At 68.1% G+C, this 25,274-nt stretch carries 25 protein-coding genes and 8 pseudogenes; 15 read left to right on the top strand and 18 right to left on the bottom strand.

All coding sequences use genetic code 11. From position 1 onward, the window contains the following. Nucleotides 1-84: 84 nt before the first annotated feature. The 5 genes and pseudogenes from ABT170_RS31625 to ABT170_RS40685 all read right to left on the bottom strand — a co-directional run. On the bottom strand, nucleotides 85-1,149 hold the full coding sequence (locus ABT170_RS31625) for a hypothetical protein (RefSeq protein WP_351873069.1): 1,065 nt from the start codon (nucleotides 1,147-1,149) through the stop codon (nucleotides 85-87). 339 nt (nucleotides 1,150-1,488) lie between these two features. Then, nucleotides 1,489-1,776: pseudogene (locus tag ABT170_RS31620) on the bottom strand (transposase); the annotation flags it as partial. Nucleotides 1,777-2,347: 571 nt separating this feature from the next. Then, nucleotides 2,348-2,605: a Helicase associated domain protein gene (locus ABT170_RS40695; protein WP_502970592.1), complete on the bottom strand. Its 258-nt coding sequence runs from the start codon at nucleotides 2,603-2,605 to the stop codon at nucleotides 2,348-2,350. Between the two features lie 65 nt (nucleotides 2,606-2,670). Further along, on the bottom strand, nucleotides 2,671-3,072 hold the full coding sequence (locus ABT170_RS40690) for a helicase associated domain-containing protein (protein WP_443034228.1): 402 nt from the start codon (nucleotides 3,070-3,072) through the stop codon (nucleotides 2,671-2,673). Between the two features lie 53 nt (nucleotides 3,073-3,125). Next, nucleotides 3,126-3,395 (bottom strand): annotated as a pseudogene (locus ABT170_RS40685) (helicase associated domain-containing protein); the annotation flags it as partial. Here ABT170_RS40685 and ABT170_RS31610 point away from each other — a divergent pair. Continuing rightward, complete coding sequence (locus tag ABT170_RS31610; protein WP_329941118.1) at nucleotides 3,382-3,510, top strand: hypothetical protein; 129 nt, start codon at nucleotides 3,382-3,384, stop codon at nucleotides 3,508-3,510. The pseudogene ABT170_RS40685 and the gene ABT170_RS31610 sit on opposite strands and share 14 nt — an antisense overlap. Continuing rightward, nucleotides 3,511-3,699, top strand: coding sequence for a hypothetical protein (locus tag ABT170_RS31605; RefSeq protein WP_351873066.1), 189 nt, complete (start codon nucleotides 3,511-3,513; stop codon nucleotides 3,697-3,699). Between the two features lie 354 nt (nucleotides 3,700-4,053). Here ABT170_RS31605 and ABT170_RS31600 read toward each other — a convergent pair whose 3' ends face one another. The 4 genes from ABT170_RS31600 to ABT170_RS31585 form a co-directional block, all read right to left on the bottom strand. Continuing rightward, on the bottom strand, nucleotides 4,054-5,073 hold the full coding sequence (locus tag ABT170_RS31600) for a carbon-nitrogen hydrolase family protein (protein ID WP_329941116.1): 1,020 nt from the start codon (nucleotides 5,071-5,073) through the stop codon (nucleotides 4,054-4,056). Between the two features lie 693 nt (nucleotides 5,074-5,766). After that, nucleotides 5,767-6,348 carry a hypothetical protein gene (locus tag ABT170_RS31595; protein ID WP_351873063.1) on the bottom strand — a complete coding sequence of 194 codons (582 nt, stop codon included), beginning with the start codon at nucleotides 6,346-6,348 and terminating at the stop codon, nucleotides 5,767-5,769. An 814-nt stretch (nucleotides 6,349-7,162) separates the two neighbouring features. After that, on the bottom strand, nucleotides 7,163-7,603 hold the full coding sequence (locus ABT170_RS31590; protein WP_351873060.1) for an NUDIX hydrolase: 441 nt from the start codon (nucleotides 7,601-7,603) through the stop codon (nucleotides 7,163-7,165). Nucleotides 7,604-8,069: 466 nt separating this feature from the next. After that, on the bottom strand, nucleotides 8,070-8,783 hold the full coding sequence (locus ABT170_RS31585; protein ID WP_351873057.1) for a hypothetical protein: 714 nt from the start codon (nucleotides 8,781-8,783) through the stop codon (nucleotides 8,070-8,072). 591 nt (nucleotides 8,784-9,374) lie between these two features. Between ABT170_RS31585 and ABT170_RS31580 the strand changes: the two genes are divergently transcribed. From ABT170_RS31580 to ABT170_RS31560, 5 genes and pseudogenes are all read left to right on the top strand, one after another. Beyond that, nucleotides 9,375-9,836 carry a hypothetical protein gene (locus tag ABT170_RS31580; protein WP_351873054.1) on the top strand — a complete coding sequence of 154 codons (462 nt, stop codon included), beginning with the start codon at nucleotides 9,375-9,377 and terminating at the stop codon, nucleotides 9,834-9,836. A gap of 353 nt (nucleotides 9,837-10,189) precedes the next feature. After that, complete coding sequence (locus ABT170_RS31575) at nucleotides 10,190-10,432, top strand: DUF8825 domain-containing protein (RefSeq protein WP_351873051.1); 243 nt, start codon at nucleotides 10,190-10,192, stop codon at nucleotides 10,430-10,432. Then, the gene (locus ABT170_RS31570) at nucleotides 10,429-10,650 is read left to right on the top strand and encodes a LexA family protein (protein WP_329940233.1); all 222 of its coding nucleotides are present in this window, start codon (nucleotides 10,429-10,431) and stop codon (nucleotides 10,648-10,650) included. Before ABT170_RS31575 ends, ABT170_RS31570 begins: the two co-directional genes overlap by 4 nt. 61 nt (nucleotides 10,651-10,711) lie before the next feature. After that, on the top strand, nucleotides 10,712-11,122 hold the full coding sequence (locus ABT170_RS31565) for a DUF6879 family protein (protein WP_351873048.1): 411 nt from the start codon (nucleotides 10,712-10,714) through the stop codon (nucleotides 11,120-11,122). Between the two features lie 30 nt (nucleotides 11,123-11,152). After that, nucleotides 11,153-11,980: pseudogene (locus ABT170_RS31560) on the top strand (Scr1 family TA system antitoxin-like transcriptional regulator); the annotation flags it as partial. A gap of 172 nt (nucleotides 11,981-12,152) precedes the next feature. Here the strand turns inward: ABT170_RS31560 and ABT170_RS31555 are convergent. Beyond that, the gene (locus tag ABT170_RS31555; RefSeq protein WP_351873196.1) at nucleotides 12,153-12,317 is read right to left on the bottom strand and encodes a hypothetical protein; all 165 of its coding nucleotides are present in this window, start codon (nucleotides 12,315-12,317) and stop codon (nucleotides 12,153-12,155) included. Here ABT170_RS31555 and ABT170_RS31550 point away from each other — a divergent pair. The 3 genes and pseudogenes from ABT170_RS31550 to ABT170_RS31540 all read left to right on the top strand — a co-directional run bounded on the left by ABT170_RS31550 (nucleotide 12,304) and on the right by ABT170_RS31540 (nucleotide 13,872). Beyond that, nucleotides 12,304-12,716: pseudogene (locus ABT170_RS31550) on the top strand (DUF6415 family natural product biosynthesis protein). The gene ABT170_RS31555 and the pseudogene ABT170_RS31550 overlap by 14 nt on opposite strands. Before the next feature lie 371 nt (nucleotides 12,717-13,087). Then, nucleotides 13,088-13,591, top strand: a complete 504-nt coding sequence (locus ABT170_RS31545; RefSeq protein ID WP_351873045.1) for an nSTAND1 domain-containing NTPase — start codon at nucleotides 13,088-13,090, stop codon at nucleotides 13,589-13,591. 113 nt (nucleotides 13,592-13,704) lie between these two features. Further along, nucleotides 13,705-13,872: a DUF1918 domain-containing protein gene (locus ABT170_RS31540; RefSeq protein WP_329940231.1), complete on the top strand. Its 168-nt coding sequence runs from the start codon at nucleotides 13,705-13,707 to the stop codon at nucleotides 13,870-13,872. A gap of 592 nt (nucleotides 13,873-14,464) precedes the next feature. On the opposite strand, the pseudogene ABT170_RS40680 reads toward ABT170_RS31540, so the two are convergent. Continuing rightward, nucleotides 14,465-14,839: pseudogene (locus ABT170_RS40680) on the bottom strand (transposase); the annotation flags it as partial. A 1,044-nt stretch (nucleotides 14,840-15,883) separates the two neighbouring features. Between ABT170_RS40680 and ABT170_RS31530 the strand changes: the two are divergent. Next, nucleotides 15,884-16,783, top strand: a complete 900-nt coding sequence (locus ABT170_RS31530) for a CPBP family glutamic-type intramembrane protease (RefSeq protein WP_351873039.1) — start codon at nucleotides 15,884-15,886, stop codon at nucleotides 16,781-16,783. 213 nt (nucleotides 16,784-16,996) lie between these two features. Here the strand turns inward: ABT170_RS31530 and ABT170_RS31525 are convergent, their stop codons facing one another. Continuing rightward, nucleotides 16,997-17,197 carry a hypothetical protein gene (locus ABT170_RS31525; protein WP_329940229.1) on the bottom strand — a complete coding sequence of 67 codons (201 nt, stop codon included), beginning with the start codon at nucleotides 17,195-17,197 and terminating at the stop codon, nucleotides 16,997-16,999. Nucleotides 17,198-17,289: 92 nt separating this feature from the next. Then, entirely contained in the window at nucleotides 17,290-17,625 is a 336-nt protein-coding gene (locus ABT170_RS31520; protein ID WP_351873036.1) for a hypothetical protein, read from the bottom strand. 427 nt (nucleotides 17,626-18,052) lie between these two features. Between ABT170_RS31520 and ABT170_RS31515 the strand changes: the two genes are divergently transcribed. Next, a complete protein-coding gene (locus tag ABT170_RS31515; protein WP_329940227.1) occupies nucleotides 18,053-18,715 on the top strand; it encodes a hypothetical protein in 663 nt (220 codons plus the stop codon). 86 nt (nucleotides 18,716-18,801) lie between these two features. On the opposite strand, the gene ABT170_RS31510 is transcribed toward ABT170_RS31515, so the two are convergent. Continuing rightward, nucleotides 18,802-19,146 carry a hypothetical protein gene (locus ABT170_RS31510; protein ID WP_351873033.1) on the bottom strand — a complete coding sequence of 115 codons (345 nt, stop codon included), beginning with the start codon at nucleotides 19,144-19,146 and terminating at the stop codon, nucleotides 18,802-18,804. A gap of 82 nt (nucleotides 19,147-19,228) precedes the next feature. Between ABT170_RS31510 and ABT170_RS31505 the strand changes: the two genes are divergently transcribed. Continuing rightward, on the top strand, nucleotides 19,229-19,555 hold the full coding sequence (locus ABT170_RS31505) for a hypothetical protein (RefSeq protein ID WP_351873030.1): 327 nt from the start codon (nucleotides 19,229-19,231) through the stop codon (nucleotides 19,553-19,555). A 183-nt stretch (nucleotides 19,556-19,738) separates the two neighbouring features. Here ABT170_RS31505 and ABT170_RS31500 read toward each other — a convergent pair. Continuing rightward, nucleotides 19,739-20,075: pseudogene (locus ABT170_RS31500) on the bottom strand (transposase family protein); the annotation flags it as partial. Between the two features lie 66 nt (nucleotides 20,076-20,141). Beyond that, the gene (locus ABT170_RS31495) at nucleotides 20,142-20,723 is read right to left on the bottom strand and encodes a hypothetical protein (RefSeq protein ID WP_351873027.1); all 582 of its coding nucleotides are present in this window, start codon (nucleotides 20,721-20,723) and stop codon (nucleotides 20,142-20,144) included. Between ABT170_RS31495 and ABT170_RS31490 the strand changes: the two are divergent. Beyond that, nucleotides 20,658-21,579: pseudogene (locus ABT170_RS31490) on the top strand (transposase). The gene ABT170_RS31495 and the pseudogene ABT170_RS31490 sit on opposite strands and share 66 nt — an antisense overlap. Before the next feature lie 551 nt (nucleotides 21,580-22,130). Here the strand turns inward: ABT170_RS31490 and ABT170_RS31485 are convergent. Together ABT170_RS31485 and ABT170_RS40675 are read right to left on the bottom strand one after the other, a co-directional pair. Beyond that, a complete protein-coding gene (locus ABT170_RS31485; RefSeq protein WP_351873024.1) occupies nucleotides 22,131-23,708 on the bottom strand; it encodes a type 2 periplasmic-binding domain-containing protein in 1,578 nt (525 codons plus the stop codon). A gap of 78 nt (nucleotides 23,709-23,786) precedes the next feature. Further along, a protein-coding gene (locus tag ABT170_RS40675) for an IS630 family transposase (RefSeq protein ID WP_502970588.1) occupies nucleotides 23,787-24,853 on the bottom strand; the annotation gives its coding sequence in 2 pieces (ribosomal slippage) (nucleotides 23,787-24,407 and nucleotides 24,410-24,853; 1,065 coding nt in all). A gap of 139 nt (nucleotides 24,854-24,992) precedes the next feature. On the opposite strand from ABT170_RS40675, the pseudogene tpg reads away from it, so the two are divergent. Beyond that, nucleotides 24,993-25,214, top strand: a pseudogene (gene tpg / locus ABT170_RS31470) (telomere-protecting terminal protein Tpg); the annotation flags it as partial. Nucleotides 25,215-25,274 lie beyond the last annotated feature (60 nt).

The following is a 25,274-nucleotide window of genomic DNA, read 5'->3' as shown; positions in this document are numbered from 1 at the left end:
GCCCTTGCGAGAGGCGGTGTCGAGCCGTTTCAGTGTGGACATCGCGGATGTTCTCCCGCTCGGCACCCTGCGGGAAACGGCAGCTCAGCCAGCGCGTGCAGCCCAGTCCGGCGGCGTCCACAACCGGGCGGTGGCGCTGCCGACCTGGATCAGCGTCCCGGAATGTCGATCCTGACGCGCCGGGCGGAACCCGTCGATCGCGAACACCTGCTGTCCGCTGGTGATGTCGACGCCCTGCAGACCGGCTTCGTCGGCGATCAGCAGATGCTCTCCGTCGGTGAAGAAGCCGAAGTCGCCGACCGGCCAGGGGAACGTCGCGACCGCCTTGATCCATCGGACGCCCGGCGAGCGCACCTCGATCGAGGTGGGGTCGAGGACGTGGACGGTACCGCTGCCGGCATCGTCCCGGTCATACACCGCGATCCGTCCGTCGTCGATCCACACCACCGGCCAGTTCCACTCCGAGACCTCGGGATACACCGCATAGCTGGGTCCGCCCTCGGACTCATACGGGTTGTCGTGCAGCCAGGTGGTCAGGCTCCACACCGCCGGCATCCCCCACGGCTGCCACACCCAACCGCCGTCGTAGACACGAGTCCCGTCAGGACTCAGCGACAGCGCGCCGTGGAAGTAATCGAGGTCGTACTCCGCATCTTCCTCATCTCTATCCGGGCTGTCCCGCGCCGTAAGCACCTCGCCGGACGCGAGATCGGTGACATCCAACCGGTTCCAGTCAGTGCGATGGACGACAACCGGCCGGCCACCGTGTTCGGCGAACGCCAACGCGAACGGGACGGTTTCACAGCAGTAATCCCCGCCGTCCAACTTCAAAGCTGGCGAACCGGTGGTGAGATCGACGACGGTGCCGTACCGACCGCGGTCTTGAACCACCGCCGCCCAACGGCCACATCGAGACACATGAAGCCGCAGTCGAACGCCGCCACCGTCTTCGGACGCCAGCCTCTCTTCCCGATACCGGGCCACGTACTGCACCTCGCCGGTCGTCGGCTTCCACCGCGCCAGCCGTCCGCCCTCGGACAGCACCAGCCACGCCGGCACCGCGTCACCGAGGGACGCTGGCAACGCTGCCACATCCACGACCGGCCGCAGCGCGTCGGGAACTGCCACGTCCACCGTGATCGTCGCCATATTGACCCCTCCGTGCGTGTCGGGCTCATTCTCGCGCAGGTCCGCCTCGGTGTCGTCCAGCGAGCCCCTCCGGTCGTCATGACCGGACCAACCTCACCGAGCACGGCCCCCGACAGGGCCCAGAAGATCCAAACCGCTGACAAGCACACCCCAGATCTGCCATGGAGAGCTACTTGTCACTTCGCCGTAGCCTCGGGAGAACAGGGCCGTGGTGGGAAGATGCGGCTCAGGCCCGGGGAGTCGGGAGGCTTCTGGGCGGCGGCGGTGACGGTGACCGTCGCCTGGTCAGTCCCGGCGGTCTTCGCGAGAGTCCGGCTGACCACTCCTGAGGGAGTTTCGGCGGGTGATTCGCCTGGTCATGAGAGTGATCACGGCCCAGGCGATGAGTGTTTCCGAGTGCTGGATGAGGCGTTCGTAGTCGCGCGTGTCGGCGGGCGTGCATGACCCAGAGTGTGAGCGTTCGACGATCCAGCGCCGGGGCAGAACGACGAATCCGGAAGCGTTCTTCGGGCGGCTGACGGTCTTGATCGTCAGGTTCAGGTAGGTCTTCGCCCAGGTCACGAGCTGTCCGACATAGGCGGAGTCGGCCCAGACGATGGTGATCTCGGGGCGCATCAGCCGCAGCCGCAGCCGGAGCAGGAGCAGGCCGGACAGGCCGCCATGGCCCCCGGCCTGGAGAACAACCTCGCCAGCATCAGGACCCAGCTGACCTTCCACCGCGAGCACACCGCGCTCCGGCAGACCGTGGCAGAGATCGGGGACTGCCTGGCCAAAACCCCGGACGCTGCGACGGTTCCCACTGACGCTGCCGACCTTGTCGGTCATCTCGAACTCTTGGGAGCTGGCTGAGTTCCGTGCGGCCGCCGCGCGCTTGGCCCAGGATGCTGACGTGTCGGCTGATCTCCGCGAGGCTCTGCGCGGTATCGGCGGCACCGTGGACATGCCGTGGGGGCCGGTGCGAGTCCTCTCCCGGCTGGCCGCGGAAGGTCAGGGATCCTGGCGGCCGGGCGTCCGTGCGGAAGTGGTGGCGGAGCTGGATTCCGCCCAGGCCGCGGGACCCAGGCGGCACGCGGGCTCTCCCTGGCCGCTGACCCCGACGCGCTCTGATCGCGCTGCCGACAGCACGAGACCCCGGGCGATGCCTGGCGTCTCTCTGCGCTGTGCCGTTCCGCCGGTTCAACGATCGGCCAGGCCGGTGTTATGTCCATTCGATGCCGAGTTTGGTGAGGGCCTGGCGTTGTTCGGGGGTGAGTCGGTGTCGTCGGGTTTTGGTGTTGCTGATGAATACGCCGAGTTCTGCGACGTGTTCCTGGCAGTCGACCTCTACCGGCTCTTCGTGTTTCCTCAGGACGGGCCGTTCGTGTCCTTTGCGTTGGAGGTACTGGACGAGGGCCGCGACTCCCAGTCGGAAGGGTGCCGCCAGTCCGCCCGTGCCCTTCGCCGCGCGTGTTGTCACCGGGGCGGGTTCCGGCTCGTCGGGTGTTAAACCGAGCCCGCCGAGCCGCCCCTGCTGCTCACCGCTCAGCTGCGCCCAGGTGCGCACCTTCCGCTGCTGCCCCAGCAACTTCCCCAGATCATCACCCTCGAAGAGGACACCGGCCTGGGGTCGGGCAGGGTTCCGCCGGCCTCGGTATCGGCAAGGTCCGCGAGGACCCGGTAGTGCGGTTGCCAGCCGAGTGGCCACGGACAGTTCCAGTCCTGATCAATGGCGGCCAACTGCTCGCCGTGTGTCCCGGCCCGTTCCGGGTCTTTGCCCAGGCCGTCCTTCCTTCTCAGGTTGGTGATGTGCTGCCCGATGGCTACCAGGCCGTCGTCCGCCTCGCCCCACACCCCGTCCTGCCGTGGCGCGAGGTGTCCGTGGGCCCGGTGGAAGGACCGCAGCGCGGCGAGTTTCGCCTCCCATGCCTCATCCCCGGGTCCCACACCATGCCCTCCTCGTCAAGGAGGTCTTTGCGGTGGGCATCGAGCTCACCGGCCCGAAGTGCCCGCCGCTGCTGGTGGACGCACCGGCCCAACGGGAACCGGGAAACTCCGACCTTGGGCTCAACGTCGTACGGCACGGCATGCACCCCGGTGATCTCGTGCTCCTCGCGCCAGCGTCGTAGTGCTTGGTATCTGTCGAGCCACACCAGTGACTCCGGCCGGAATACCCGGGTCCGGAGGAACGCGGCGATCGTCGCCGGGTCGCGCGGCGTCGAGAAGTGCAGCAGCGCCGACTCGATCACGGCCTCTGTGCCGTCTCCCATCGGGCACGACAAGGAGTTCTTCGCCCTGCACGCCGACGAGCGCTCCACGCTGATGTACGACTGCCTGTTCTGGCTGTTCACCAGCTTCAACCGGGTTGACTCCTTCGACCGCTAGTTGAAGGAGTCTGCGGGGCACGAGCGTTCCTACGTGCTGCCGGACTACGAGCTCATGATCGTCTTCGGTCTCGTGGCCGATCCCTACGACTTCAACACCGGCGGATACGCCCCCGGCTTTGTCGAGGACTGGTGGACTCCCGTGTCGCCTCGGGACGGATCGCCGAGACTGCCGACCGCTACCGGATGACGGGCGCCCCCCGTCACGGCCCTGCTCGACGGACTCGCCGCGGTGAGCGACGACCGGTAGCCGCGCGCCCGTAGGACGGCGCCCCCTGCTCGTGGCGGCCAGTTGCCCGAGGGACGGACCGGGTGCTGCTGACGGCCCCGGTGCCTGTTCCCCGCGTCCGGCCACGGGGAACAGGCACGCGCAGACAGTGGCAGAAGCCGTCCTCGGTGAAGGAGCGGGTGTCGTGTTCACGGACTCGACCTGCGCCTGGGTCCGTGGGCACCCAGGCGTATCCGTGCATGCGCAGGCTCGTCCGCAGTGTGACACGCCCGCCCGCCTGTCCGACCGGGACCGGTCCGCCCCGCGGCCCGTGGCTCAGATCGTCCCGTCCGAGGTCTCGGGCCCGTCGTCGACCGGGGAGACGGGCCACCGGCGCTCACCCTCGTCGTGCCAGAGTGGCCGGTCGTCGACCCGCAGGCCGAGGATCTCCGGCCGCGCGTAGTGGCCGCGTGAGTCGACCCAGACCTTGACGGTGTTCAGGTCGTCGAGGTTGATCGTGGCAGTGACGAGCCGCTCCTCGGGGCCGGTGTGCGGGCCTGCGAGATATTGGGTGAAGGGATGGATCACCGCTGACCAACCGCCGCCCGCGGTGATGTGCTCCTGCGGGCCGAGGGCGGACGCCATCCAGTGCAGACACGTCTGATCGACCGGGTTGCCCGCAGACACCACGAACGACTGGGCGGTGAGGGCGTGGGTCTTCATCATCGCGTCGATCTGTACGTCGGCGACGGCCTCGAAGCCGGCCATGGTGGACAGTCCGGGCCAGGCCGCCGCGTGGATCTCCTCCCCCTGGACGATCAGGGCCTGTCGGGCCAGGTTCATGGTGTGCTCCCAGCAGGCCAGTCCGCCGATCCGGCCGAGCGAGCTGTCGAACACCCGGAGCGTGGCGCCGCCGCCCTGGGCCCACACGATCCGTTCCGCGTAGGTGGGCTGGAGCTTGCGGTGCACTCCGAGCAGAGCCCCGTCGGGGTCGATGAAGACCTGGCTGTTGAAGCAGGTGCGGGTGCCTTTGAGGCGTTCGCTGACGCCGAGGACCGCCCCGGCGCCGGCCCGCCTGCAGGCCGACTGGATCCGGGCGATCTGAGGTCCCGGCACCTCGACGGACGCCCCGGCGTAGGCGGCGTTGGCCGCCTGCTGGTCCAGTGGGGCGTACGCCTCGATCCAGTACGGGTAGCCGGGCACGAAGGTCTCCGGGAACACCAGCAGGTCGACGCCTTCCCGGCCGGCCTGTTCGATGAGGGCGACGGCCTTGTCGACCGTCGCCTCAGTGTCCATGAACACCGGTGCGGCGTGGACCGCCGCGACTGTTCGTCTCCCGACGGAGGGAGAGGACATGGGATCCTCCTTGAGAGTGGCGGACCAACGGGCCCACGGTGTGGGCTCGTCGGCGACCGGCGGCGTCCGAGCCCGTTGCCTGGACAATACCTAGGAGTGGTCCCGGCTCGACCTCGCCCTAACGGATGCCCCGTGCGGGGGATTCCAGGTGCAGCCGCTGCCCTCAGGCGGAAGAGTGTCCGAACGGTCCCGGAGCGTCCTAATGCGCACCACGAACTGGTGAGAAGCCTGTGCGAGAACATGGGATTCGCAGGCGCCCAGTCAGCTGTCCCAGGCTCTCGCTGGCTTCGTCGATGTCACACGACAGCATTTGTCGACGGTGGTCTCGTGAGGCGCTCGCTGGGCCCGGATCTCGATGTCGACGAGAACGGGAGGCACCCGCCGGCACTCGGCAGCGGCGAGACGACGGCCGCCACCTGCGTCCGTAGCCAGCGCTTTTATCCCGAGCCCGAAGGGGCGGCAGACGGCGTCCTGCCAGTCGACACCGAGCTGCTCTCCGAAGCCGTCGACATTCGACGCGGGCAACACCTCCCGAACTGCCCGAGAAACGCTGCAACGCGGGCGGGAAGCTGCCAGGAGCTACCGGGACGAGGCAGGCAACTGCGTATCGCTGTCAGTAATGGATGAGTCAGTCTGCCCCATCGTCAAGTCTGCGGCGCGCAGGTCCGCGCCGTTCAGGTCCGCGCCGAACAGCTACGCGCGGTTCAGGCTCGCGGCGCTCAGGTTTGCGGCGCTCAGGTCTGCCTTGTCAAGAGCTGCCTCGAAGTCGCCGAGGGTGAGGGCGGCGTGGACGTCGGCCGCGACGTCCTGGCCCTTCGCCGGGGGTTTGGCGGTGTGGGTGCGGACGTAGGTGGCGAGGACGTTGGCGATGGTGGGCTGGTCGCGGTGGGAGTCCTGCATGATCCGCTGCAGGGCATAGACGCCGCCCAGCCGCACGTCTACCTGGTCCTCACCGAGGTTTCCCACTGCCGCCGTGTGCCGGTCGGTGATCTGCCCCTCCTTGGCCAGCGCCCGGTCATCCCGCGCCTGCTCATTGGCCTGTCTGGTCTGAACGTTCGAGTACCAGAGACCCACCACCGCCACGACAGCCGCGACCACGACCGTGAACAACTCGATCCGCCGCGCCCAGTCCAGACCCTCCGCGGCAGTAGCAGGGGCAACGGGAGTGGGAGTGTCTGGAGGCCGGGTGGAGCCTGCTCCCGGGCCGACGGAGGTATGGGCAGTGAGACGGGCGGTACGGCGTAACCGCAGGCGACGGGCAGGCGTGGAAGGCATACCTGTATTCGATCCCAACACCCCATGCCAGCACAGCCATTCGGTTCTATCAAGCCGCGGCCCCTGTGCGGCACACCAGCGGAGTGGCGGGTCTCCGGAAGCGGCGGCGGCACTCCAGGGGTGACGACCCGCTCCGGACCCGCCTTCTGACTGGATTTGCTCAACTGAGGGGTTTCTGCCTCGTACGGTGAGTTGATGGACGACACGATGACCGAGGTCGAGCTGCACGGCGGGCCGCTCGACGGATGGGTGGTCCCACTGGACACCAGTGATCCGTCATCAGCGACTACGGAGAGCACCCCGGTGGCCGGTCCCTGTACGCACCCGATGCCACGGGCTGGTGGCGATGGGTCCGGGACCTGCGGCCGGAGGAGATCTGATGGGAAAACAGCCCGGCCCGGAGCCGGGATGCGCTGTCTTGGGAGTGAGGGATAGTGTGGTGCCTGCTGTCACCGGGCGATAGATGCGCAGGTCAGGAACTGTCACGAAAGCGAGAGTTCTCACTTTCTCCTCCGGCCGGTAGAGCGCGACCAGGAGCACGGCGCCGACAGCACGAGACCTCGGGCGACAGCGTCCGGGGTCTCTGTGTGACGTGACGTCTGTCCTGCCGGTTCAACGACCGGCCGCCTTCCGCACCCCGCTGTCCCGAACAGATGCCGTGCGTGCCCCGGCCCCGCTGCCCCGGGGGATGCCGGACGTCGCCCTCTGTTCCTGAAGGGCCGCCATCACCACACCTCTGGGTGCAGGGGCGCATGAGGGTTGAAAGAATCGGCCCCGGCTTCGCCGGGGCCGATTGGCCATGCGGTTCGGGCTTCTACACGGCCAGCAGACCGCTGCGCTTGAGGAGTGGTATGACCTGGTCTCTCACTGCCGGAGAGAGCCGGATATCCGGCTCGTCGCCGTTGGTCCACCGCATGTCCGCCAGCTCGGCTGCTGGATGGGGGAGGCCGCTGATCCCTGCCGTGAACACCGTCAAGCGCATGGGCACCATCTCCAGTGCGGCGATGGCGTCGATGTCGGCCAGAAACTGCGGCTCGACCGGGCGAACCCCGAGTTCCTCGTCCAGTTCCCGCGCCAGCGCTTCGGCCGGCGTCTCACCCGGCTCAGGCTTCCCACCGGGAAGGTAGAACACCTCGGGTGCCACCTTCTTACTCACGACCAGTAGCCGCCCCTGCTCCACGACAGCCGCAGCCACGACGACCAGGTGATTCTCCCGGCGGCTCGGTTCAGCGCCCGACACACTTTGTTGTTCCATACATGCGATTCTCGCAACCGAGTCGGCGAACGTCTCACGAGCCCCCCCGGCCGCGGCCGGGGGGGGCTACGACACCGAGGACCTCGCCGCGATGGGCCTGCACCCCACCCGGCACACCACCCGCGTCAGCGCGGCCAACGCCGGCACCGCGCCCGTTACCCTGGAACTGTCCGACACACCGGACCGGGAGAGCTGACGTGGCCGCCCGCCGACTGCGCCTGCTCTACCTGACTCTGTGAACCCGGGGAACCACCGCACTCCTCCAGCAGCACCCCCACCACCAGGCCCACCGGCCACCCTGCGCACCCCGCTGCACCGAACAGCCGCCGTGCGTGCCCCGGCCCCGCACAGGCGAGGAGTAGGCCGCCCGGACCGCCCGTCGCGCCTCGGTGTGCTGGGGGCCGCAGGATCGGGGTGTGGAGTTCCCGATCAAGGCGGCGCTGTACGCGCGGTCCGGGCGGGGGCGTCACCAGAAGGTCCACACCACCCAAATGATGATGGCCAGGAGAACTCCGGCAGCCATCAAGGACAGACCCCGGCGCCTCCGACCGGGGAAAGGGCGGCCGGAGGTGGCGGAGGCAGTCGGGGGATATGGGATGGCCAGCGGCTCCACGCTATCCGCGCTCATGGTTACCGGGGGGCCCTCCCTTGGAGCCCATGTCCATTCTCCTGTCTCCAGCCGGGTGCCTTCCCGCAGTCCTCCGCCGCCGTCCCGGCACCATCGGATACCTCCGGCATCGGTGAACTCGACACGCAACCGCATCGGCGACCCGGTGGCGGTCTGCGCCTGCTGCTGGGGGAGAGGGAAGGACCGGGAGCTGGACGATGGGATGCTTCCCGAGATATCGACGACCGGGTCGTCGGCGATCTGTGCACCAAGGTCCAGAACAGGCTGGTTGCTTCGGTTGGTCACCAAGAGTTCAGGAGACGCCAGGCCCTCGGCGAGGGCGGAGGGCCTCATGACGACGCGGATATCGATCATTGACGCTTGGGCAAGGACGCCTGCTCGATCGAGGTCCGCCTGGCGGGCGGTCATCTGCCGCTCAAGGATTTCCAGACGGCGCTCCTTCGCTTCGAGCAATGCGGCCAGACGCACTTGGTGCCGGTGGGCAAGGAAACTGACCGTCAGCGCCCCGAAGGCGATCAGCGCGGTGACGATGATGCCGATGGCTTCGATCACGAGAACACTCTGGCGATTCCATCCGCCGTAGTCAGCCGGTCTCGTGAATCAAAGCCAGTCAGAGCCAGAACGAGTCGGTCGCCGAGGCATTGCGCACGCTCTGAGACCATGCCGCGCGTCCACAGGCACCCGCACCACCCCCGGCCGGGACCACGGCGCACCGCGCTGCACTCGCGGGCCGGTGGCCGGTAGGCGGTTGGGCCGCTCGGCCCGCCCACCGCGCCCCTGCGTGTTCGTGACCGGAGGGACGCGGCCCAGCGGCCGACGCCACCTGGCGCGCCGTCATGCACGTCGTCGGCCGGCTGCGCGAGGTCTGCGACAAGGAAGGCGCAGCACTGGAACCGGAGATCCTGGGGGGCGTAAGGCGACCGTGCCGATGACCTCGGCGAGGGTTTGAGCGACGACGGCGGCCGGCGCGAGGGCGTAGGTGGCGGGCAGAAACAGGGTCGGGGCAGGGCGACGACGGGGTTGGGGAGCGCGTCGGCGCCTTGCCCCCGACGGCGCGGCCACGGTTCGTATGCTTGTGCGCGGGCGATGGCGGCACCCCCGAACTCGGGACGGCGCCGCGCGCCGCGGAAAGGGGGCGTGGACATGCGGAAGCGGAAGAGGCGTACAGCCTCGTCTCTCACCTACTTCCTGCTGGGCGGTGCGTGTCTGCTGGTCGCCGTGGTGATGGCGACGGGCTTGGCGTCGAAGTGGGCCCGCGTGGGGGTGGAACATCTGGAATACCTGATTCCGGTCCTGATCCTCGGCGTGCCGGGTGTGGTGTTGACGTTCCGTGCGCCGGTGTTCGGCGTCTCCTACGGGTCGGCAGGGGTGAAGTACTCCGGGCTGCTCGGGGCGCGCTCCTACGTGTGGGCCGACATCCGAAAGGTGCGGGTGGCCGTTCTGGAGGGCAAGGTCCACTCGTCCGACGTCCCGGAGCTGGTGCTGGCCTCCGGCGGGACGGACCAGCTGTACATGGTGTCGGGTCACAGTTTCGGCCGGGCCCGGAACCGGCGGGTCGTACGGCTGGTGGCCGAGTTGGAGGCGGCGCGCGCGGCCGCGTCCTGACCCCACCGGCGGCGCACGGTACCGGCACGGTACCGGTTCTCCGACGGGCTCCCCGGCGGTGTTGGGCCACGGTTGGCCCGGAGCGGATGGCGCGGCAGCAGTTGCTGGCCAGGCTCGGCGACAGGTTTCGACCTTGGTGACGACTGCCGCGCTTCGGCACAGTCCGTGAGACCGGCATTTGCCCGTGACGGCAGATGTCTTGCTGACCACGACAGTTTGCTTGCTGAGTCACACCGACCGAGACAGGCCATAGGCGGCCCCGGTGACAGTCATCGCGCTCCGGCACACCCCGTTCGGGCGGAGTCCTGTGAATCGAGTCGCCCATGAAATCGAACACGCGCTCCAATCGGGGCATGCCCCTCCACTTCCCCGGCGACCTGGTCCGGGCCCAGCGTGAGTGGCTCGCCGTCTACCGGCAGCTCGCCTTACCCCGCCCCCGCCACACCATCGCCCTGCGCCGCCGCCTCCAGGACCTGTCGGGCCAGGTCCTGTGGCATCCGTTCTGGTTGACCCCGCCCGGCCGGATCCCCGCCGCCCGGGTCGAACTGCGGCGGCTTGCCCACCGCCAGGAGCGGCGCGGGACGAGAGCGGCATGACCCGGCCGGATGTCATGTCCGCCCGGCAGGAAGCGATCCTGCGGGCGATCCGGGACTGCATCGCCGCGACCGGCGAGAGCCCATCCATCCGGCAGATCGGTGAGCGGGTCGGCCTCTCCAGCACCAGCTCCGTCTCCTACCAGCTCGGCCGACTCGAAGCCCGCGGATTGATCACCCGCATTGGCAGTCGCTGGCGCTCCTGCCGTCTCGGCGCCTGACGGTCGGTCCAGCGGCTGTGAGGACCGGTACTCGTCCCGGTCCGTTCGGGGGCTGACCAGCGTGGATTCCCAGGGGTGGACGAGTGGCCCTCTCCGGTGGGCCGGTTTGTCCACCCTCGTCCCGGCAGACCTTGAGCGGACCGTGGCCCGCGGGGTGAAGGTCCGGCGGGCCCGGATCGTGTCCGAGCCCGTCACCGACTACATCCGCTTCGGGCACGCCATCACCGACGCCAACCTCCGCGCCGGCCAACAGGTCCGCGGGCTGCCCGCCGCCGCGCCTCCACCCTCGCCCTGCCCGGCAACGACTTCTGGCTCATCGACGACCAGGTCGTGCGGTTCAACGTCTTCTCCGGTGACGGCGAGGCGGCTGGAGCCAGACCACACCGAAGACCCGCAGGCCATCAAGCTGTGCACCGAAGCGTTCCGATCGGTGTGGGACCTGGCCACTCCGCACGCCGACTACCGCATCTGACGAAACGCGCACTCCAAGGGCCGCCACTTCATGACGACCACCTCTCCCTCGTCCAGCGCCCAGTCGGCCCGCGAGGTGCTCGCCGTGCGGCTCTCGCACCTGCGCAAGGACGCCGGCCTCACCGGGAAGGACCTCTCCGCCCGGTGCGGCCGGCACCCCGCCAAGACCACCCGGATCCAGAAGGGCGGGGCCCTGCCCTCGGACGCGGACATCCGCACCTGGTGCGCGGCCTGCGGCGGACGACCAGGCCGACGGCCTCATTGCCACCGCCCGCGCCGTCGACTCGATGTACATGGAGTGGCGCCGCCTGCACCGCAACGGCATGCGCCAGGTCCAGCAGGACTGGTGCGCCCTCCACCCGCGTCTGCCGCGTCTACCTCTCCAACGTTCCGCCGGGATTCCTCCAGACCCCGGCGTTCGCGACCGCCCTGATGAACCAGATCACCCGCTTCCAGGGCACCCCGGACGACGTCGCCGCAGCGGTTGCGGCCCGGGTGGCGCGCTCCCGGTTCCTCTACGAGGGCGGGCACCGCTACGTCGTCCTCATGGAGGAATCCGTCCTGTGCTTCCGCACCGCCGACCCCGCAGCCATGCGCGGCCACCTGCTGACAGTGATGCCGCTGGCGTCCCCTCGCTGGGGATCATCCCGTTCACCGCGCAGCGCACCGTGTGGCCGTTGGAGGCGTTCTACGTCCACGACGACACCAGCGCCGTGGTGGAGACGCTGACGGCGGAGATCAAGGTGAGCCAGCCGCGCGAGATCGCCGACTACGCGAAGGCGTTCACCGGCCTCGCCGAATGGCCGTCTACGGCGACGCCGCCCGCCCCCTCATCACGGCCGCGATCGACGCCCTGGAGAGAACCTCCGCAATTACCCGCAACTTCGTTGAGCGCGCGGACCACAGGTGCGTAGCGTCGACGGCACCGACGGACCACCAGCCGGAGAGGCGGGGCCTCATGCGCGCACAGCGATTCCACCACCCCTGCCCCGGAGGGCCGCGGCCTCCAGTCGCCCGCCTACGGCGTCCCCTCACCGTCCCTGCTCGCCCGCGCGGACCGCGGCTTCGCCCGGTTCCTCGGCCAGCACGACGAGGACCAGGACGACGGAGCCGGCGGCGGTGAGGACACCAGCGGTGACCGCCAGCCACCCGCACGAGAGGCTCCCGGCAGCGAGGCCCGCCATGCACACCAGCACGCACACGGTCCTGTACGACCCCGACGGACTGATCGAGGCGGAACTCCCTCTGGATCGCGAACCGTACGAGTGCCTCGTCAAGGCCGTCCTCGCGTGGACCGGCGAGGACACGCTTGCGGAACGCGACTACAAGCAGATCGGCCTTCAGCTGACCGGCCACGCCCGCGCCGTGGCCTCCGACGTCCGGCGCCGCGTGAGCCAGCTGCCCGAGGACAGCGGCCCTCAGGCGCGCTCGCCGACGTCGTCCTGCGCGAGGCGGAAGGGCGGCTGTCCGCGCCGCTGGAGGGCACGGTGCGCTGCGTCCAGAACCGCGCCCGTCTTGTGCGCGCCCTCTACGAGCGGCTGGACCGCCTGGAGGCCGCGCCCGCCCCGGAGGGGATTGCACCGGGCGGGGGCTGAACCGGTTCCCCTTCGCCCGTTCTTGCCGCAACACCCGGTGAAACACCACCGCGCAACACGGGCGCAACGGGCCCCGCGTTGCACATCTGACCTGTGGGAACGCCCGAAGGAAGCCGGGGCGGCCCGTTGTGTTTCACCTGCGTTGCAGGTCCTTGCGGGCATCCGAGGCCGAACAGCCGGCCTGGCCCGCCGGTGCCGCAGGCCGCGGGCACGCGGGCGGTCGTCCTCGCGGTCACCCGCCGCTGACCCCGGGCAAGCGGCGTGGGCTGCCGGATGCGATCTCTTGGTTTCGGGACAGCGGCGGTTCCAGGATGCGGTTCGCTGTCTCGGGAGTGAGAGATGGTGTGGTGCCTGCTGTCACCGGACGATAGATGTGCAGGCAGGTCAGGCACTGTCACGAAAGCGAGAGTTCTTACCCAGGTCAGAGGGTGCGGGCAAGCCGGTCGCGCGGGCGGACACCTCTTCCACGCGATAGCCGTGGAAGAGGTGGGGTCAGGATCCGGGTTGGCGGCCGGCGGCTCGGTATTCTGGGATCAGGCGGTCCCCGCGGGGCGGGGACCATCAACGGCCCCCTCACGAAGGTCCCCCTCCGAGGTATTACCGCCGTCGTCGGAGCGTCGGGCAGCGGCAAATCCTCCCTCCTGCGCGCCAGCCTGGTCCCACGCCTCTGGCACCTCTGTGGGTATGCCTTCCCGGCCACCATGACACGGCGTCGGCAAGGTCACCGGGCTGACCGTCGGTTCCTCGCTCGTCCGGACTCCGCTCGCACGTCTTGCGGGCAAATGGCCTCAGGTGCCCCCCAGAAGGGCGGTTTGACTCATGTCGGGCGCGGTTTGGGGCGATATCGACGAGGCGGACCATGCAGGCGTCCTTAGGATGACGCCGCTGGGCTGTGCGCTGGGCCGCTGTACGTCACGGCACGAGGCCGATGAGATTCGTTGATCTTGGTCGGGCTTGTCGTCCCGGTCTGTGGAGGAGGAGCCGTTCAATGCAGGCCAGTGTGGGTGACCGGATTCGTGTGGGGAAGAGGACGGGCGAGATCGTCGAGGTGCGCGGCCAGGATGGCCAACCGCCTTATCTGGTCCGCTTCAGCGACGGCGAGGAGAAGACGGTCTATCCCGGACCGCTGGACGAAGTCCTCGAAGCCCTGGATTAGGAAGAACGAGCCGACGGAGCCCCGGGCTCAGCCCTCGCGCCCCTTCCTTCGCGTGCCCGGGGTTGAGCACGGGCCACGCCCGCGTACGGGGCAATCCCCCGCTCCGTTGTGCGAACCGAGTTGTGATTGTCCCCATTTCTGTCTCCCCGGGAGTCCCGCATGCGCCTTTCCCGCTCGCCCGCGCCGCAGTCCTGAGCGCGGCCGTGCTCGTCCTCTCCGCCCCCGCCTCCGCTTACGCAGCCACCGGAGTCTTCTGGGCGCAGCCCATCGGAGACCTCACCGGCGGGCCGGCCGTCGAGAACCCGACGGCCGGGAGGTGCTACGACGTGGCTCCGGGACAGATCTCCGTCGCGCACAACGACACGGATGCCGTCGCGCACACCTTCCCTCTCGCCGGGTGCAGGGGCACGGCGACGGACATCCCCGCGGGCGGCGTGGAGCCCGGGATCCACGGAAGCGTACGGTTCGACTCGTGACACCAGCGGCCGCGCGTCCGGGGCCCCGGGACAGGGCGTCCGGTGACCCCCCGCGACTGCTGCGGGAAGCCGCCCGGGAGATCCCCCTGCCCCGCTGGGCGAAGCCGACACCCTCTGCGACCTGCGGTCCCGGAGTATTGGCGCTGGACCCCGGCGGAGGTGGTGCCCTTCTTGATGAACCCGGTGTCGTCGATGATGAGGACTCCGTCGTCCTCGCCAAGCTTGTGGGCGACGTATTCCTGCAGTTCATTGCTGATGTCGTCGGGCTCCCACTTCGCGCCGGCAAGCAGATGCTGCAGACCGTCGGGGGTGGCGTGGCCTGCCTGCTCAGCCAGCTGCCAGCTGTTCTTCCGGGCCACCGGGGCGAGCAGCCCGCGCACGTAGTCACGCATGCGGCGGCGAAGTTCCACACGGCTGAAGCGATGACCGATGGTCACGAAGAGGTCGTCCAGTTCAAGGTCCCACTGCTCGGCAACATGCTCGGTGATCACGTGGGGAGGCTTTCCCACCCGCTGTCATGACGTGCGGCGTTGTCGCACGATCGAGGGGTGGCCACCGTGAAGCCGCCCCTGACCACTCCACAGCCCGCTACACTCCAGCCGCCCAGCGAAATTCGCAGGTCAGACTGCAAAATCCTGCTGGAGTACTGGCTGGCGGGCGATCGACCTTCGGCTGTGGCCGGCTTCAAGCAGGGCGTGGACCTGGACATGTCGTGCGCGAGTCCGGTCCGCGAAGCGATGCCCTGGCGTCGGCTGCTGCACCCGCACCGTTTGCCGCCCCGGTCAGCATCACCTTCTCCGACACCAGGCGCGAAAGCCCGCACCGTTCGGCCAGCCACATCACCGGGACCAGCCCGGCATCCGCGATGAGATTCTGATCGTCGAACGCGGCCGACACCGCCGAAGCGGCATGGGAAGATTGCATCTCGCGGGTGCTCTCTTGCTCTGTGGATATGGAACCGTAGGAAGTCCCATGGTCCCAGCTCAGAGGGCATCCGCGCCTTCATGTCCCAGCCCTGGACCGGCTGTTCATCGGTGGATCAAGGCTAAGAGGTCGCACAGGTCTGATTTCCCGCTGCCCGCCGGACCGGCGGCGACTACGACTGCCGTCTGCCACGAGGACGTCAGTCGCTTTGCCACGGGAAGTGTCAGTGCCTCGTACGGGGTGAGTGCGGGGCCGTCACGCTCCCCGCCCTCATGTACGAGTTGCCGGTTCCGCGGGTTGAAGAGCGTGGACCATCCTCCGAGCCGCATTGCCCCGTCGATCGCCCACGCGGTGGAGCGGCGGTCGCGTGAACGTGGGCACCCAGCCCCTGAGTGTTCCCGGAGCCGGAGCCGGAGCCGGAGCCGGAGCCGGAGCCGGAGCCGGGGCCGGGGCCGGTGGCCAACGACCGGTCGACCCCTATCGTCCACTGCGCCGAAGGATGTACAGGGGTGTCGTCCGCGCGCACGACGCCCCTGACCGGTGGTCGGACGAGCCTGAAAAGGCACACGGGGTCGTCGATAGGAGTCGGCCCTACCGTCACCAGGAGCGCCATGACCGAGCTACACATACGACCACCCGCACCCTCACCCACGGCCGCCGGGGCCATGGGCCGCGCGTTGGCCGGCGGCCTGATCATGGCGGTGGCGCTCGGTGTCGGCAACGGCCTCGGACCCGTACTGGCGGACGCCACCGGAGCCCGTGGCCTGGCCGCCCGGCTGATCGCTGCGACCCTCGTCACCGTCATGGCCGTGCCGTTCGTCCTGCGCCTGTCACACCCCCGGACGGTCGGCTTCGGCAGTCCGGGCGCGAGCCTACGGGCGTTCCTCACCGGGGTTGGGGTGACGGCCGCGGCAGCGGCGCTGGTCCTGGGCGCGGGCACGGCCGTCGGGCTACTCGTCTGGCAGCAGCTGGACCTCGTCACCCTGGTCGGCTTTCTCGTCACCAACGCCGCCGTCGCGTTCCTGCTCGAAGCCCTGCCCGAGGAGACGACGCTGCGCGGCTACACCTGGACATCGCTGCGCAGACGGTTCGGGCCCGCACGGGCGGCGCTCGGCACCACGGCAGTCTTCCTGCTCGTACCGGGCACCTCGACGCTGGTGACGGTTGGCATCGCCCGGCTGGCCGGTGACGAGCCGGGCCACATCGGCATCGCCCCGGAGGGGCAGCACCCGGTCGACTACCTCATCCTCCTGACAGTCTTCAGCCTGACCCTGATCGCCGCCCGTGCGGCCGTGGGGCACGCCCCGCTGTGGGCAGCGATCGGCACTCACCTGACCGTCCTGACCGTGAACCGCATCATGCTGCAGAGCGAGGACCGCGACGCGGGCGTGACGGTGGAGCAGACGTCCGGTGACGCGGTGCTGCTCGTACCGCTGTACCTGGTGCTCATCGTGATCGCATTCCTGGCGTACCGCCGGGTCACGCGTCGGCATACGCCCGGCGAAAAGTAGACGGTCACCGTCACCGGGTCGGGCTGGTTGTCAGTGCAGGCCACTGTGCCTTTCCCACCTCAGGTTGAGGCGTGGTGAAGGAGAGGACGGTCTTCACCAGGACTCCAGGTGTTCGTGGCCGCCCGTAGGGCAAGGGACGGACGGCTGCCAAGCGGTCGGCTGTCGTATTTCGGCGGGGCGTCCGTGCCGGCGGACGAGCTCGACCAGCGGGCCTCAGTGCCCCTCCGGAGCCGCGTCGGCGCGGAAGACGGGCAGGCCCTCGCGCAGCCGAAGGAACGCGGGCAGCTGCTCCTGCGCGCCGTCCCCGTATCTCCCCTGGTAGTCGTCCACGTCGAAGTAGAGGTCCGCCTCCCCGGTCGCGATCGTCTGATGGTCGTCCTCGGTGACCAGGCGGGCGCGGAATGGTGCCCGCATGAAGAGTGCTGTCGTTGCAGTCGCCATAGACGACGTCGCACTCGACGTCGCCCATGACCAGCATCTCGCCGCTGGTGAGGCCCTCCGAGCCTTCACCGCGCCGCCGATCGCCACCACCGAGTGGGGGCGCAGTCCCCCATCACACCATCGACCGTCATCGATCCGGTGACCACGAAGGGCGCGCCCACGCCCAGGTCGCCCTTGACCACCAGGTCGCCGTGGTGGAAGAACCGGATGTCCACTTGCTGGTCGCTGATCAGGGTGCGGGTCATTACAGTGCCGCCGAGAGCCTTGGCGCACATCTCCGGGACGTACCCGAGCAGGTCGGGGTCAAGGGTGACACGCAGCTGGGTGACGAACTCCTGGTAGCTGTCGAGGTCACACTCCACTAGACCGGCGAGCCAGCCGCTGTCGTCGGCCTCCAACATGGTGGCCCGTTCGGCCGCATCACCTCGACGGTCCCGACGGATCGCGGCGTTTCGATGGGCAGCGGGGGCCGCCGCTCTCGTTGTGTGCCATGGCGTTCGCCTTTGTCTGCGGTCAGGGAACGGGCCGGTGTGGCCAGTCCGTCGGGGTACCCGTACCCGCGGTGGTGCGAGCGGCGAAGACACGAACCGCAGGCTTCCGGCCCATTGCCGGCCGAGGTCGTCCGAGGGATCGCCGGGACGGCAGGCTGGTGGCCGGTTGCGCTCTCGGTGGCTCTGGAATGAGCTTCACACATGCCGTCCCGGGTGGGCATTCGTAGAAACCCTCAATGCGGTACGCATGCCTGGCTGTTCGGGTTCACCGGCAGCTAGCGTCAATGGCGTGACCGGAACGCCGGAACCCCAGAACCTATCCGAGGGATGCACGTACATGACGATCAGGGACAGTCTGGAGCGACTGCGGGTGTGGTGTGCCGGTCAGGAGGGTGTGCGGCTGGTGCTCGGGCCGCCGTTGGACGACCGCCGGATCGACGCACTGCCTGATGAGCTGGAGAAGGGCTACGGGTGGTGGCTGACGGTGCCGTTCCGGCCGGCCGACTTCCCCGTCCCCGCCGGGTACCGGGAGTTTCTGCGGATCTGCTCGTTCGCCCGGATCGAGTACCAGGAGGAGGAGGGCCGCGACTGGTCGGTCTATGAACCGGTCAACATCTTCTCGCCGCAGGAGGTGGCCCGTGGACAGTCCTTCACGGTCGGCGGAACGACTTTGGGCGACGGCCGTGAGATCCATACGACGTTCCTGGTGGCGTTCGCCACGGCGGGCTACAGCATGGAGGCATCACGGTGGTGCTTCTGCACCGACGGTGATCTCCCCCGGCAGAGCGGGGAGCTGCCGATCCTGCGGGAGTCCAACGACTACGAGTGCGACCTCGCCAAGTATGTCGACACGGGGGAGTGGACAAGGAACGCCTTCACCACCCCTGCCGCACTCTCCTTCGCCGACTGGCTCGACGCCCTGGTGTCGGAGGTCACCCGCCGCCCCTTCGACCCCGACCGCCGGGACACGATCCCCAACAGCTTCTACGTCGCCGGTTAGAGGTGAAAGGAACCCCCACGCCGATGCAAGGCCGCCGCTGCAAATGCAGTGGCGCCGGCGGGCGGGTTCGATCAAGAGGCGGAGCCTCACGGTCGGGTGCCGCAGGAGACAGAGGGGCTGATGAAGGCGTCCTGTTCGTGCTCGAACAGGTACTGCTTCCGGTACGTGATGAGCAGTTCGCCTTCCGTCCTGAAGCCCATCGTCTCGATGACGGACGGTGGTCCCCCGGCGGCTGAGGCGCAGTTGACGACGGTGACGTTCTCGCTCTCCCGGATCGGGTCCAGGCGCGGGTCGTCAGTCCTCGCCCACAGGCTCGGATCGGCAACGCGGGCGAGAAGCCGCCAGAGGCTACCGGAGCGAGGCAGGCAACTGCGTCCTGCTGAATCGGACGCGTTGGCCCGGCAGACACTGCCGTGGCCTCCGGGCGCCACGTATGGCTACCACGCGCTGATCTTCGGTTGGTTGGTGGGAGAGGTTCTGCGCCGGGTGACCGGACTGCGTCCGAGCTAATGGTTGCACCAGCACATCGCTGGTCTGCTGAAGATCGCCATGACCTACGGCACCGACCCGGCCGACCTCGGCTACTGGCCCCTGCTTGACCCGCCGCCGATCACCGACGAGGCCATCGCGGGAATGTTGGTCGCGGTGAGGGCCGATCCGAGGATCGAACGCTCGGTGAGCCTAGGCGGGGGTATACGAAGCCGCCAACATGCCCGCGTACACGGGCGAAGCGGAGTTCTGCCGGTCGAGTTGCCGACCGCCAACCTCGTCACCAAAGCCCGCGGCTTCCCCGACGAACGAGCCGACATCCTCTGCGCCGCTCTGCGTGGGTGCCTCTGATGAGGGAGCCGAAGATCCGGAGAGGAGCGTCCCACAGGGCTGCCGCTGTGAGCAAGGTGTGCTGGACTCCACCGGTGACGCCGGGTCAGTGAGATTCGCGGCTCACCTGCGAGCTGCTGGAGCCGAGCAGGGGGCAGGCCCCTCCTCCCGCGGACGAAAACGATGATCAGTCAGTGAGCCTTTTCAGCGTTGCCTCTCCAGAGTGAGGGACTGCTGCGGCGATTGGCGTCATGCGGTTGGGGCTTATGCGGGACCGGCGGAAGATGCGCCAGGTCCTCAGTCGTGCTATCCCGCGTTCGACGGGTGTCCGGGCCTGGGCCAGTGCTCAGTTGACCCTGCGCTGGGTCGGGGCAGCGCACCGTCGGGGGCCGTGTGTGCCCGGTGGTCACCCATGGTCCGGTTCCCTGGTAGGCGCGGTCGGTCAGGAGGGATATGCCCCGGCGTTCGCAGATCCGGGTGATCCGGTGCGCGCGCGGGCCGCTGTGAGGTTGTGGGCACGGCCGGGCAACGCGAGCGAGATCTGACCTGCCCCCCGGGCGGTGCCAATCAGTGCTTACTCTCTGGATGCCGCCGCCAGCCAGGTCCGTCAGACGTGACGCGTATTCGGCACTTCGGGGCGGTCCAGGAGCCAGAGAATGTATCCGGCATGGCGCTGCGCCCATGGATTGCCCGAACGGGCGGCCGTTTTTAACCTGGTGCGCATGTCGTTACTGTCCACAGCCCTGGCCGCGCGCACGTACTCGCGGTCCTTGCACCGGTAGGGCCGCTGGACAACGATCTCGATCAGGTCGGCAAGCTTGGTTCTGACCGTCTCATCGTGGTGGGCGACAGCCACGTCTGGGATGAGGTCCTGCTTCGTTCCCCATGCCTTGGCATGCCGTGTCCACTCCTGCGGATATCTTGCCTCCCACTCCAGGAAGAGCAGGGCGTAGGAAAGCCCCGGCCACGCGACGATGTCGGGACCGGCTGGCCGGTTCCGCAACGCGTTGGGCAGCGCATACTTGCGGATCTCCTCGTAGTTCCTGCGCGCCGCTTTCCGTCTTACGAGCTGGTGCGTGATAGAGGGTGATGTGTTCTGGCTGGTGGGTGGCATGATCCGGATGTGGCGATCACGCTCATTCGGACGGTTCTCGCGCATCAGGTGTTCACCGGGGTCTCCCGGGGGCATCTCGTCTCTCTGGTCGAGGAGTTGGCGGGACCGTGGCAGGCCGTGGTCGAGGGGCGTCGTCACGAGGCTCGCGGTGGGGCCAGGAAGCGCGAGGCAGGAGCCGGTGCCCGGCATCGGCTGGTGTTCGTCGACCGGGCGTGGCCACGCTGATTCACCTGCGGCACGATGTGCCGCATGCGGCGTTGGGGCTGTTGTTCGGCGTTGACCGCTCCACCATCACCCGTGCGGTCGGCGAGATACGAGGGCTGCTGGTCGAACGGGGATGCGCGGTCCCGGACCGGCCCGGCCTGCGGCTGGGACCCTGGCGGATGTGTTCGCATACGCCCAGGCCGAGGGCATCGAGCTGCGGTTGGACGCCACCGAGGTCCAGGTCCGCCGGCCCCCGTCCGGCCGCGGCGGGCGCCGTGCGTTCGTCTCGGGCAAGAAGAAACAGAACACGATGAAGGCCACCGTCGTCGCCGACCACCAGGGCCGCACGCTCTGGACCGACGCCCTGCGACCAGGGCGGATGCACGACGCGACCGCCGCACGCAACGAAGGCATCGGTACCTGTTTCCGGCACTTTCCCGACGTGGAGATCCTCCTGGACGACGGCTACCTCGGGCTCCGCCGCGATCACCCCGGCCAAGCGGTGACCCCACCCAGGAAGGGAAACAGGATCAGCCCGCCCGAGGTCCTCGAAGCCCGCCTACGAGCCCGACACCGGCACTCCTCGAAACGCATCACCGTCGAACACGCCCTCGCCGACCACAAACGCTGGAAGCAACTGACCCGCTGGACCCACCGCCGGGAGACCCTGCCCGCCATCTACCGGGCCATCGCCGGCCTCGTCTCCGACCGCAACACCACCGGCTGACAAAAAACCCCAGTTGAGGCCCCCACGCCTCCAATGCAATCACGCACCAGCTCGTAAGAGGAATGGGAGGCGCTGGAAGAAACGGGGGCGAGACCGGAGACCTCCTGGTCGATGTGCACGTTGACGGCTGACCCAGCCAGGCCGAGCCGGGAAAGCCCCCAGGTCACGAACTGTGGTCCCCGCGCACGCGGGGATGGCCCCATCGTCGTGGTGGCCTACAAGGAGCACATTGCCAGCCGGGCCGCACGCGGGTGCTGTCACGCTGTCACACCCGGTTCCCCTCTCGGGCCAGCACTGGGGGCCACAGGCCGCCCGCCCCGCTGTCACGTGTGACACGGCGTGACATCCGGCACGACCAGCCCGGTGAGGTCCTGAGGGGCGAGCGCGAGCCCGGCGGTGGCCGGTTGGGGTGTGAGGTTCGCTCCGTATTCCGGGGCGGCTGGCGGATCGTCGGCCCCGGACCGTGGCCCCGGCGGCCGGCGGCGCTCCGTACACCGCGGTGGCCGCCATCCGCTCCCAGTATCAGGGGAGTCCGGTGGGGTGGGGCAGGGTCAGCAGCCCTTCACGGAAGGCAGTTTCCTGTCTACTTCTTTTGCCAGATTCCCATAAATCTCATTCCTTTTTTTCGTCACCTTCTTCATTGCTTTACAAACCTCATACCGGAGGCTGAAACTGTCCTTACCCAGCCCGATTCCGTAGTTCTCATCATGGAGGTAGGGGAGTTGATCCGACGCGATGATGTAATCTTCCGTATTGCGTTTCTGGAATTCATTCAGGATGGTGGAATCTGCCAGTAGCGCATCGTAATCATCCTTAAGTTTGGTGACGCAGGAATTGTAGTCGCTCTCTTTTTCGAGGATGGTATTCGGGTACTTCTCCTCCATGTATCTTTGTGCCCTAGACTCCGCGACGACACATACCTGGGCTCCATGATTGAGGGCGTCTCTGAGGGTTTTTACGTCCTTGACGCTTTCCCCTCCGATTTGCGCACTCTTGGACTTCTTGTAACGTTGTAGCATGACGCTCTGGGGAGTTGTGAAGTACGGTCCGGCGAAAAGAACGGGAGGGTTGTTCCCGTCCTTTCCGGCCTCGCGGTCCTTCGAGATTCCATAGGTTCCGACGAAAATATCCACTCTACTGTCCCTCTCCGGCCCGTTCAGGGAAGCGGCCCGATTCTCCGTTGATGAATCCCTGAATTCGTATTCTCCTTCCTCGAGGCCCATTGCTTGGACGACCGCTTCGGCGTATTCAATTTCCATGCCCACCCAGTCGCCGTTCTTGTATTCACTCAGGCCTCCCTGCTTTCTTTTTACGCCGATCTTGAATTTTCTTTTTCCTTCCCGTGCCTCGCTGAGTCGCTTCAGGGATTCGTCCGGAACCGGGCTGGTGGCAGTGGTGCCGGATGTGCCGGAGTTCTGTCCGTTTTCATTCAGATGGTCCCAGGTGAGCCAGCCTCCGCCGGCGAGAAGGGCGAGGCAGGCGGTGCCGATCAGTGCGATGCGTGGGCCTCGTCCGTGCCCGCCGGGCTGGACTACGGCAGGACTTGTTCCCGTCCCGCCCGCCGAGGGCGCGGCGCCGTGGTCCTGCGGCTTGTTGCCTTCGGGAACGGCGAGGGGCTCTTCCTCGGCGGTTTCGGAGTTGTTGTCCGCCCCGTCCGGGGGCGGCGCGGACACGACCCTTCTGCGGACGGTCGGTCCGGTGTTGCCGGGAGCAGTGCGAGATTTGGACCTGGCTGCTCTGCGGGCGGCCTCGGCTCGTTCTGCGGCTTCCATCAGTTGTGCCCCGTCGTGCAGATACGCCTGCCGCCGGGTCTGGTCGGGGACCAGGTAGTTGACCAAACCCGTCAGTTGGGTAAGGGAGATCAACTTGCGGCCGCTGAGGATGTCGCTCCACTGGCTTTCCCCGGGGCTGTAGGGGAAGGCGTCGTGCAGCATGTGCGTGCTCCGGTCGCCAACAAGCTTACGCAGCCATTGAGCAAGGGCTTTGGTCTCGTAGGTTCCGTGCAGGTTGCCGGACAGCCTGTGGGTAGGCCGGTCTTCATCGTGCACTGATGCTGCCTTTCGGTCGATCCGTCCGTCGTGTCCAGAACCTTCCGGTCGTTTCTCAGTGCTGTTGACCTGCGCGGACACGAAGTGGAGGACAGTGGACAGAAAATGTTCCTCAGATTACCAACTACTGAGGTTGAACTCGTGATGTCGCTGGGTTACTCAGGTGGGTTTGATGGTCAGGCCGGTCTCGGTGAGGCAGCCGTCTATGAGGTCGCTGCGGTACTGGATGTGGCGTAGACCGCGTCGGATGCGCTGGACGAGGTGGTCGGGGGTGCTGAAGGCGACGTTGGAGAGCCAGCCGCGCCGCAGGGGTGACCAGATCCCTTCGACGGGGTTGGGGTCAGGTGCGTAGGGCGGCAGGTGGTAGATGGTCAGCCAGTCCCGAGAGGTGGCGAACTCCCGCGGGCCGGCGGCCTTGTGGACGTTGAGGTTGTCCCAGACGAGCACGATCGGGCCGCCGAGCTGTTGGTGGGCGGCGATCAGCAGGTCCCGGTAGTCGCGCCAGGAGAAGCTCTTGCGGCCGTCACGTTGGCCGTCGTCCCTGCGCGGCCGGTAGATCAGGCGGGACCGGTGGCCGGGCCTGTAGCAGGTCAGCGCCGCGATCGATATTCGTCTGCGGGAGCGTCCGCGGACCCTCACCACCGGGGTCCGGCCGCGCCGGGACCACGTCTTCGCGTGCGGCGGCGTCATGGCGAAGCCGGCTTCGTCCTCGAAGACCAGCCAGGCTCCACGGGCCGCCGCGAGCCTTCCGCGCAGGGCCACACCTCCTTGACCCACCCGGCCACCTCATCGTCGTCCCGCTCCATCGCGCGCCGGGCCGGGACCCGGCAGGACCAGCCGTTACGAACCAGCAGCTTGCGCACGCCCTGGACCGTGTAGGTCAGGTGGAAGCGCCGGCCGATCACCGTCTTCACGCGGCTCAGGGTCCAGCGTTGGTCTTCCCAGCCGTGCGCGGCCGGGCCCTTGGCCAGCTCCGCCTCCAGCTGGGCGAACTGCTTCTCGCTCAATCTCGGCAGCGACGCCGGGCCCTGCGACCGCAGGGCCCGCGGACCGTCCTTGTCCCACATCTGCCGCCATCGCTGCACCGAACGCACGCTGACCCGCAGGTCCTTGGCGATCACCGAGCTCGCCTCGCCCCGGGCGAACCGCTCGGCCGCCTTCAGCCGTAACTCCTCGCGGAACTGCTGCCGTTCGGCGGTCAGCCCGCCCCCTTGTGGATACCGCATGCCCCGGTGATACCGCACGGACGGCCAGCCGTCAGCCTCTACGACACCACGAGTTCAATCTCAGTAACCCTGGTCTTTCACTCGTTCAACGAACTGGAAGGCTCTGACATGCAAGAACGTTCGAAAGATTGCGCCACACTCCTCCGACCAGGACCGCATCCGGCACCTGACCGTCGCCCTGCCGCCCCGCTACGCCGCCCGCCTCTTCGACGTGCAGGCGGCCGACGCCAGCGACACCGAACTCCAGGAGATCGCGGCCGAAGCCCTCAAAGAGGTCTACTTCCAGGACGGCGGCCACCGCGCCGGCTCCCTGGATGAGGTCCGGTTCACCGACGTCGAACACCTCGAGTTCGACCTGTAGCAGCCGCGCCCCGAACAGCCCGCGAGCCCGGATGCGACTGAGCGTTTCAGCTGGCCAGTG

It is taken from the genome of Streptomyces sp. NPDC001787 (genome assembly GCF_040297465.1).
In the GTDB taxonomy this organism is placed as follows: domain Bacteria; phylum Actinomycetota; class Actinomycetes; order Streptomycetales; family Streptomycetaceae; genus Streptomyces.
Note: the sequence above shows the minus strand (reverse complement) of the source record. Positions and strands in the feature narration are given on the sequence as shown.

Coding starts and splice junctions, on each gene's coding strand:
- ABT170_RS31625 (WP_351873069.1), bottom strand. CDS start 1,149: ATGGCGACGATCACGGTGGACGTGGCAGTTCCCGACGCGCTGCGGCCG.
- ABT170_RS31600 (WP_329941116.1), bottom strand. CDS start 5,073: ATGTCCTCTCCCTCCGTCGGGAGACGAACAGTCGCGGCGGTCCACGCC.
- ABT170_RS31595 (WP_351873063.1), bottom strand. CDS start 6,348: ATGCCTTCCACGCCTGCCCGTCGCCTGCGGTTACGCCGTACCGCCCGT.
- ABT170_RS31590 (WP_351873060.1), bottom strand. CDS start 7,603: ATGGAACAACAAAGTGTGTCGGGCGCTGAACCGAGCCGCCGGGAGAAT.
- ABT170_RS31580 (WP_351873054.1), top strand. CDS start 9,375: ATGCGGAAGCGGAAGAGGCGTACAGCCTCGTCTCTCACCTACTTCCTG.
- ABT170_RS31575 (WP_351873051.1), top strand. CDS start 10,190: ATGCCCCTCCACTTCCCCGGCGACCTGGTCCGGGCCCAGCGTGAGTGG.
- ABT170_RS31570 (WP_329940233.1), top strand. CDS start 10,429: ATGACCCGGCCGGATGTCATGTCCGCCCGGCAGGAAGCGATCCTGCGG.
- ABT170_RS31545 (WP_351873045.1), top strand. CDS start 13,088: ATGTGCAGGCAGGTCAGGCACTGTCACGAAAGCGAGAGTTCTTACCCA.
- ABT170_RS31540 (WP_329940231.1), top strand. CDS start 13,705: ATGCAGGCCAGTGTGGGTGACCGGATTCGTGTGGGGAAGAGGACGGGC.
- ABT170_RS31530 (WP_351873039.1), top strand. CDS start 15,884: ATGACCGAGCTACACATACGACCACCCGCACCCTCACCCACGGCCGCC.
- ABT170_RS31525 (WP_329940229.1), bottom strand. CDS start 17,197: ATGCGGGCACCATTCCGCGCCCGCCTGGTCACCGAGGACGACCATCAG.
- ABT170_RS31520 (WP_351873036.1), bottom strand. CDS start 17,625: ATGTTGGAGGCCGACGACAGCGGCTGGCTCGCCGGTCTAGTGGAGTGT.
- ABT170_RS31515 (WP_329940227.1), top strand. CDS start 18,053: ATGACGATCAGGGACAGTCTGGAGCGACTGCGGGTGTGGTGTGCCGGT.
- ABT170_RS31495 (WP_351873027.1), bottom strand. CDS start 20,723: ATGCCCCCGGGAGACCCCGGTGAACACCTGATGCGCGAGAACCGTCCG.